General features: G+C 69.8%; 9 protein-coding genes. 1 reads left to right on the top strand and 8 read right to left on the bottom strand.

Annotated features, from left to right (window positions below):
• From Cco03nite_RS41465 to Cco03nite_RS41450, 4 genes are all read right to left on the bottom strand, one after another.
• A partial coding sequence (locus Cco03nite_RS41465; RefSeq protein ID WP_203699540.1) for a hypothetical protein occupies positions 1-462 on the bottom strand: 462 nt, incomplete at its 3' end.
• Positions 463-707: 245 nt separating this feature from the next.
• A complete protein-coding gene (locus tag Cco03nite_RS41460; RefSeq protein ID WP_203699539.1) occupies positions 708-1,205 on the bottom strand; it encodes a phosphatase domain-containing putative toxin in 498 nt (165 codons plus the stop codon).
• Between the two features lie 4 nt (positions 1,206-1,209).
• The gene (locus tag Cco03nite_RS41455; protein WP_203699538.1) at positions 1,210-1,719 is read right to left on the bottom strand and encodes a DUF1877 family protein; all 510 of its coding nucleotides are present in this window, start codon (positions 1,717-1,719) and stop codon (positions 1,210-1,212) included.
• 3 nt (positions 1,720-1,722) lie between these two features.
• The gene (locus tag Cco03nite_RS41450) at positions 1,723-2,247 is read right to left on the bottom strand and encodes a hypothetical protein (protein WP_203699537.1); all 525 of its coding nucleotides are present in this window, start codon (positions 2,245-2,247) and stop codon (positions 1,723-1,725) included.
• 82 nt (positions 2,248-2,329) lie between these two features.
• Between Cco03nite_RS41450 and Cco03nite_RS41445 the strand changes: the two genes are divergently transcribed.
• Positions 2,330-3,082 (top strand): DUF8692 domain-containing protein, encoded by a 753-nt coding sequence (locus Cco03nite_RS41445; RefSeq protein WP_203699536.1) that lies wholly within the window; start codon positions 2,330-2,332, stop codon positions 3,080-3,082.
• A 53-nt stretch (positions 3,083-3,135) separates the two neighbouring features.
• Here the strand turns inward: Cco03nite_RS41445 and Cco03nite_RS41440 are convergent, their stop codons facing one another.
• The 4 genes from Cco03nite_RS41440 to Cco03nite_RS41425 all read right to left on the bottom strand — a co-directional run.
• Positions 3,136-3,606 (bottom strand): DUF4362 domain-containing protein, encoded by a 471-nt coding sequence (locus Cco03nite_RS41440; RefSeq protein WP_203699535.1) that lies wholly within the window; start codon positions 3,604-3,606, stop codon positions 3,136-3,138.
• Positions 3,607-3,854: 248 nt separating this feature from the next.
• Positions 3,855-5,060: a tyrosine-type recombinase/integrase gene (locus Cco03nite_RS41435; RefSeq protein ID WP_203699534.1), complete on the bottom strand. Its 1,206-nt coding sequence runs from the start codon at positions 5,058-5,060 to the stop codon at positions 3,855-3,857.
• 8 nt (positions 5,061-5,068) lie between these two features.
• A complete protein-coding gene (locus Cco03nite_RS41430) occupies positions 5,069-5,260 on the bottom strand; it encodes a helix-turn-helix domain-containing protein (RefSeq protein WP_203699533.1) in 192 nt (63 codons plus the stop codon).
• 26 nt (positions 5,261-5,286) lie between these two features.
• A partial coding sequence (locus Cco03nite_RS41425) for a replication initiator (protein ID WP_373314461.1) occupies positions 5,287-6,174 on the bottom strand: 888 nt, incomplete at its 5' end.

Genomic DNA, 6,174 nt, shown 5'->3' with positions numbered 1-6,174 from the left:
GGCCTTCTTGGCCGGGGACGTCTTCTTCGCCGCGGTGGTCTTCTTCGCGGTGGTCGTCTTCCGGGCCGGCGCGGCCTTCTTCATCGGGGTCGTCTTCTTGGCGGCGGTCGTCTTCTTCGCCGTCGTGGTCTTCTTGGCGGCCGTCTTCTTGACCGCGGCGGTGACCTTCTTGACGCCGGTGCTGCGGGCGGCCGCCGTGGTCTTGCGTGCTGCGGTGGTCTTCTTCGCGGCGGTGGTCTTCTTGGCGGTGGCCTTCTTGGCCGGGGACGTCTTCTTGGCGGTGGTCTTCTTCGCCGTGGTCGTCTTCCGCGCTGTCGTGGTCTTCTTGGCGGGCGAGGTCTTCCTGGCAGGCGCGGCCTTCTTCGCCGCGGCCGGCCGGCTCGGAGCCTTCTTGGCTACCGCCTTCTTGGCAGCGGCCTTCTTCGCTGGGGCCTTCTTCGCTGCGGCCTTGGCTACGGCCATCGCTTGTCCTCCTCACGGGAACGTCCTGCCGGAATGCCTCCGGCGGAACCGCGAAACAGCGGTGGCCACGGCACTTGCTTCCGCGCACTGCTGCTCCAGACATCACTGTGCGCCGCAAAAGGCCCATGTGCTGGCGAAATCCGTAAAAAAGTCAAATTGCTATGAGTGCCGATGTCACCGCTCCACAGTGCACGTATCGCGGCATCGGTTGCCCCGCCGCGCTTTGCGGCACGCGGAACGCAGTTCTAGCGAGGACCCGCCAACCCGGCCAAGCGCGCCAGGATCGCCCGTTGCGGCTCGGTCTCCGGCACCGGAAGCCCACGCGCGGCACCGATCGCGGCCATCGCGTCCGCGGCGCTCGCGCCGAGCCGGATCAGCACCCCGCCCGCGATGACGGTGGCCCGGCCGATCCCGCCGAAACAGTGCACCAGCACGAACCTGCCCGCCCGCACCTCGTCGGCGAGGCGCGCCGTCAGCTCCTGGTACGCCGTGAAGTCCGGCACGCCGAAATCGGGGATCGGGAAGGCCACGAAACGCATCCCGGCCGCGCGTACCGCCTGCTCCTCGCCGCGCAGGCCCAGTAGGTCTCCCTCGGGCCCGGTCAGCGCGGAGACCACGGTGTCGACCCCGTTCCGGCGCAGGTTCGCGACCTCGTCCGCCAGCGACTCCCCGCCCGCCGGACGGGGCATCACCGCGAGCCTTCCTGCGGCGGACCAGCCGATGACGTAGGCGGTGGTGGGCACGGACTCAGCCGACCAGGACCTTCACCACGGCCTCGCCGCCGGCGGCCGCGCGGTGGTAGAACGCGGCCAAACCCTCGGCGTGCCGGGCCAGGCGGCGCGCGAGCAGGTCGTCCCAGGGACGGGTGGAGTAACCGCGCAGCACCGCGACCAGCTCGCCCTCCCGCCGCGCGATCCAGGAGGCGGGCTCGGCCCCGTGCAGGAACTCCGAGACCGCGCGGACCTCGTCGGCGGTGAGCACGCCCACCTCGTCGTCGGACGCCCCGGACAGGTCGACCGGATGCCAGGCCCCGCCGGACACGACCAGCCCGGCCACCGGGTGACCAGGCCCTTCGCTGCCCGCGAACAGCACCTCCAGCAGCAGGTAGTGCTCGGGCACCGCGCGCAGCGTGCCGTCGGCCAGGGCCTGCTCGTACGCCGCGTCGTCGAACACCGGCGAGCGGTCCCACCACCGGCGCGGCGAACCCGCCAGCACCTCCTCCGGCACCCGCTGCCAGTACATGTCGACGCCGCTCACGGCTCAGGCCTTCGACTTCGCGGGGCTCTGCGGCCGGGCCCCGGCAGGCTTGGCCTTCTCGCCGCCCGCGGCCCACTTGTCCAGGTCGAAGCGGAACCAGCCGCCCTTGACGTCACGCCCGCTGCCCAGCGCCAGCACCGCGCGGATCTTCGCGGTCTGCTTGCCGTACACCTTGAGCAGCTCGGCCACGTCGGTCACCGGGACCGTCCAGGTGGCCGACTGGTGACCCTCCACCTTGTACGGCAACTCCGGCCCCTTGCGGCTCTGCCCGCCCACCATGTGCCGCCCGCGCAGGCCCTTCACCTCGAACTCGCAGGTCACCACCTGCACCGCGCCGAGTGTCCCGTTCGTCACCGTTGTCGCGATCAGGAACTCCTTCGCGTCACCCGGGCCGAAGTTGTTGATGTGGTACAGCCGCGCGCTCGGGGCCAGCCGGGTGCGCCGGTAGCCGGCCACGGCGACAGCGAGGCTCAGCAGGGCGATCAGGACACCGGCGAGCGCGAGCATCCGTGCGGGGGTATCGGACACCGGGTGACTATGGCACGAAACCGGCCGGGGGAGGAAGCCGCGTACACCGTGCTGTGGACGGTCGCCGGTTCGTTGGTCAGGCATGAGACTCGACGTGCCGGCATCGAAGCTGCTCCGCGTGCTGCTGTGGAGTGTAGCCGCGATCCACCTGCTCAGCCTCGGGTTCACCGTCGTCTACCACGGCTTCGGGGTGTACGACCTCATCCCGTACTGGGGCCGGATCGTCAAGTTCTTCTACGTCGACAAGGAGCAGAACCTGCCCACCTGGTTCTCCAGCGGGCTGCTGTTCCTCGCCGCGCTGCTGCTGTGGCAGCTCGGCGGGGCGGACGCGCGCTTCCGGCGGCACTGGCGGGTGCTCGCGGCCGTCTTCACCGGCCTGTCGCTGGACGAATTCTCGCAGTTCCACGAGCTGGGCGCGCAGGCCGACGTGCTGGACGCGGGCGAGGCGTCGTACCTGTCCTGGCTGGTGCTCGCCGCGCCGCTGGTGCTCGTGCTCGCCCTGGCGTACCTGCGTTTCCTGCTCGCCCTGCCGTCGCGCGTGCGCTGGCTCATGCTCGGCGCGGCCGCGCTGTTCCTCGGCGGCGCGGCCGGGATCGAGGTGCTCGGCGCCTACTCCGGCCGCGAGAACATCGGCTTCACCCCCGGCTGGGCCTCCATGCGCTACGTCCTGGCCGCCTCGGCCGAGGAGCTGTGCGAGATGCTCGGCGTCACCCTCTTCGTCTACGCCACCGCCCTGCACCTCCAGCACCCACCCACTCCCACCACCACCGTCACCCGCCCCTCCCCCCGCCGCGCCACCAGCGAAGGAAGGGCACCTTCTTATCGCTATCGGTAGCGGAAGGGCACCTTCTTAACGCCACGCCTGTCGCGAGCAGGGCAGGTGCGGGCTCAGCGGACCGGTGTCGGGGAGGAGCACCGGGCGAACTGCAGGGCGGGCGGTCCCGCGGCCGGACCGGTGCACAGCTCCCGCATGACATCGCGAGACCCGAAGGCGTCCTCGCGGGTGTCGGTGAGCACCTCGACCTGCCCGTCCTGCTGCACGGTGTACGTGAACCGGATCGGGTCGCCCTCGACGGTCAGCAGCGTCACCCGCAGCACTGCGAAACGGTGCCGGCCGGCGGCGTCGAGCAGGCAGGACAGCGAGTCGGGCGGCAGCTCGCCCCGGTGGCCCAGGTCATGGGTTCCGCAGTCGGCGGTGGCCGTGGGGGAGGCTGACCCGGCAGGGGTGCCCGCAGGTGTCGCTGACCCGGTGGGGCTGCCCGCAGGTGTTCCCGGCGCGGCCGGAGCCGGCCGGTCGGGGGTGCAGGCGGCTGCGACCAGCAGCAGTAGGGCTGCGGGCAGGGCCTTCCAGCGCATCATGGTCCTCCGTCGATGTCGTCGGCCGGTATGACCTTATGCAGCGCGGGTCGCTTCCCGCTGCCGGGTTCGCGTGCACGGCAGCATCCGGAGCGTTTCGCCGACATGTGGGAGCAGGTCACCAGCCGCGAGCTGCCGCAGCTCCAGCCGACCGGTACAGGGACGGACGAGTCGGCCTGTACGCCGGATTGAGTGCGATACAGGCCGACTGAGCTGCGGAAATTCGCCGTCAACGCCACCGTAGGCCGTCATCAGGCCGTATGCGAGCGGAACAGGTTGTCGATGGCAGCCCGTGACCGTGTCTCACTGGTGGGCATCAGGTGCGTGTACTGGCGGAGGGTGAACGCCGGGTCTGAGTGCCCGAGGTACTCCGCAAGGGCCTTGATGCTCTCTCCAGCGTCGAGCAACGTCGAGGCGTAGAGATGGCGGAGCGCGTGCATCCCGGTACTGCGGTCGGGCTTGATGCCGGCGCGGCGGAGTGCCGGGTGCCAGGCGTTGTTGTCAAAGGTCCACCGCTTGATCGCATTTCCGCGAGTGGAGGTGAGGACCAACATCACCGTGACGAGCTTGCCCGCCGGTTCCTCCCAGGGCAGCGTGATCTCCAGCGGGGGAGTGCCCTGCATGTGGGCCAAGAGCCGGGTGCCGACCTCGGCTGACGCCGGGATGCGGCGGTCGCGGTTGTTCTTCGTCAGCCCGAACACCAGCCGGTTGCGCACGATCTTGATTTGTCGCTGAACGTGGATCCAGCCCTCACCGGACCCGCCGAGTTCGATGTCGTCAACGCCAAGTCCGAAGATCTCGCCCTGCCGCATGCCGCATCCTGCGCCCAGGTCGACGGCCAGGCGGTAGCGTTCGGCTAAACCGTGGCGAATTGCCGTGACCTGCTGAATCGTCCACGGCACAACCCGCTTGGGGACCGGTCGTGGCTGCTTGACCGAGCTGGCTGAACACGGGTTCTTGGCGATGCGTTCGTCATCGACGGCCGCCGAGAAGATCGAGCGAAGGTGGGCGAAGGTGACGGACCGCGTGCTCACCGCCAGCTTGCCGACAAGCCCTTGATCCCACTCGCGGATGTCGCTCGGCTTGATCGAGGAAAGCTGCCTGTCGCCGAAGTAGGGCAGGACATGCCCCCGGATGCGGTACTCGGTACCTTCGCGGCTGGACTCGTCCACGACGTGAGTGCGCAACCAGTGCTCGGCGTACTCGCGGAAGGTGATGCGCCCGGCTACGGGGTCGATGTAGCTGCCGCGAAGCTTGTCGGACTCGATCGACACGAGGAACGCGTCGGCTGCCCTCTTCTCGCGGTCGGGGAACGACTTCGAACGCTCGCGTCCATCAGGTGCGATGTACCGGACGCGGTACCGCATCCCCGTGCCGTGAAGTGCAGTCTTCACCCTGGTTTTCTTGCCGTCTGGCCCGGTTTCGATCTTGAACCAGCGGTCTTCGACGTGTGCCACGGAGATCCCTACTTGGCGGTTGTCTGGTTTGCGAACCAGGTGCGGACGGTCGTCGGGTCGTAGCGCAGGTGCTTGCCCACACGGGCGGCTGCGGGGCCGTAGTGCCTCTTGCGCCAGGCGTACAAGGTCTCGATGGGCACGCCGAGATAGGTGGAGACGTCTGCGACAGTCCAGAGGGGGCGGATGTCAGCGGCGCTCACGGCTGGTTGTCCTCTCCTGAGTCGGGTCACGCACGGGGGTCTGCCGGTCCGAGGTGAGGCTTTCGCTGGCGAGCGGCATCGGCGGCCATTGCGGCGAGTGCGGCGTCGCCGGTGGTGCGCCAGCCGTTGCCGACGTGCTGCCAGTGGTTGATGACGAGCACGGTGGAGTCGTCGGCGGCGTCGTCGGCCTGGTCCACCGGCTGGCCAGGGGTCGCGGCGCGGACCGCGATGCCGTTGGTGGCGTCGGGTCGGCGGGCGGCGCGGAGTGCGCCCATGGTGGTGGAGTAGCGGCGGCTCTTGGTGGCGAAGTGGCCGCCGAACCCGAGCATGTGTGCCCAGCGACGCAGCCCGTTCCAGCCGTCTGCCGCGCCGAGGGTCCAGCAGGCGGTGATGAGCCGGTGAGCGTGGTTGTGCGGGTTGCCGGCGTAGTACTTGGCCGACACCCACGTCATCCGCCCCGCGTTGACGCCGGTGACCTCGGTGGCCTTGGTGGCGTACTTGGCCAGGTATCCCGCGACGTGCTGCTCGGTCAGCGACTCACCCGGCAGCCCGGTCCGTACGACCTTGACGTCCACCTGAGCGCCCCACCTCAGTTCCCACCCGTCCGGCTTGGCCGGGTGCGGTGCCGTGGTGAGCGCGGTCGAGCGGGCAGCAGCCGAGACAGCCGCCTTGAGCATGTCGGCGGTGTAGAGCGGGATCTGGTCGCCGTTGGGGGCGATGCCGAACGGCGGCGCCGCGATCGTGTGGGGGTCGCCGGGCAGGTTCGCGTCAAGGCGGAGCAGGGCGTGCAGGTGGACGACGCCGCGGCGCTGGTACTCGGCGACCTTCGCGTAGCGGAGCTTGACCGGTCCCCTCGGGGTCGCGCCGATGTGCCGGCGCACGGCCAGGATGGTCCGGTCCCACAGCTTGGCGAC

The sequence above is a fragment of the Catellatospora coxensis genome (assembly GCF_016862635.1).
Taxonomy (GTDB): Bacteria; Actinomycetota; Actinomycetes; order Mycobacteriales; family Micromonosporaceae; genus Catellatospora; species Catellatospora coxensis.
This window is presented reverse-complemented; position numbering and strand designations above follow the sequence as displayed.

What these genes read in the sequence shown, in the direction of transcription:
- Cco03nite_RS41445 (WP_203699536.1), top strand. Translation starts at nt 2,330, where the DNA reads ATGAGACTCGACGTGCCGGCATCGAAGCTGCTCCGCGTGCTGCTGTGG.
- Cco03nite_RS41440 (WP_203699535.1), bottom strand. Translation starts at nt 3,606, where the DNA reads ATGATGCGCTGGAAGGCCCTGCCCGCAGCCCTACTGCTGCTGGTCGCA.